General features: G+C 69.2%; 1 protein-coding gene. It reads left to right on the forward strand.

Translation table 11 applies throughout. The features are described from left to right. The coding region (locus tag PV396_RS44885) for an IS1380 family transposase (RefSeq protein ID WP_319214166.1) at window positions 1–950 on the forward strand (950 nt) is incomplete at its 5' end. Window positions 951–1,112 lie beyond the last annotated feature (162 nt).

Raw genomic sequence — 1,112 nt, forward strand, 5'->3', positions numbered from 1 at the left:
CTGTGGACCTGGACGGCGTCCTGGTGATCGCGCATTCCGACAAGGAAGACACGGCTGCGACCTGGAAGAAGACCTTCGGCCACCACCCGCTGATGGCCTTCGTCGACCACGGCACGGGTGGGTCCGGCGAGCCAGTGGCCGCTCTGCTCAGGCCCGGGAACGCAGGCAGCAACACCGCCGCCGATCACATCGCCACCACCCAACTGGCCCTGACCCAGCTGCCCAAGTCCTATCGGCGCGGACGCCGGACGCTGATCCGCACCGACTCCGCAGGCGGCACCCACGAGTTCGTGGCCTGGCTCGCGAAACGCGGCCGGTGGCTGTCGTACTCGGTCGGCATGACCATCACCGACGCAATCCACCAGGCCGTACTCAAGGTGCCGCCCGCGGCATGGACGCCGGCTGTCGAGCCCGACGGAGAAATCCGTGACGGGGCCTGGGTCGCCGAACTCACCGGCGGCATGCTCGACGGCTGGCCCAAGGGCATGCGACTGATCGTCCGGAAGGAACGCCCGCACCCCGGTGCCCAGTTGAGGATCACGGACGCCGACGGCATGCGGATCACCTGCTTCGCCACCAACACCACCGGCCAACCCATCGCCGAACTCGAACTCCGTCACCGCCTGCGGGCACGGGCCGAGGACCGCATCCGGGCTGCCCGCGCGACCGGCCTGCGGAACCTGCCCCTGCACGACACCGCGCAGAACAGGGTCTGGCTGGAGATCGTCCAGATCGCACTCGACCTGCTGGCCTGGATGCCGATGCTTGCCCTGAACGGCAAGACCCGGCTCTGGGAGCCCCGCCGCCTGCGACTCCGCCTGTTCAGCCCGGCCGGCCAGCTCGTCACCACCGGCCGCCGCCAGATCCTCCGCCTCGCCCGCCACTGGCCCTGGACCCATGTCGTCACCGACGCCCTCGAACGGCTCGACCAACTGCCCAGCCCAGTCTGACCAGTAGCTTTCCCGTCCCTATGAGCAGCACCATCGTCTCCGGAGCAGTGGAACCCGGCGCTCACCCGACACGACAGTCGGGCTACCGGCCTGCCCGCCAGCAGCCGCGGAAGGCGAAACGGTCTACCGACTCCGTCGGCAGACCGTCACGAAAGATCGAGG

The sequence above is a fragment of the Streptomyces sp. ME02-8801-2C genome (assembly GCF_033793965.1).
Classification (GTDB): domain Bacteria; phylum Actinomycetota; class Actinomycetes; order Streptomycetales; family Streptomycetaceae; genus Streptomyces.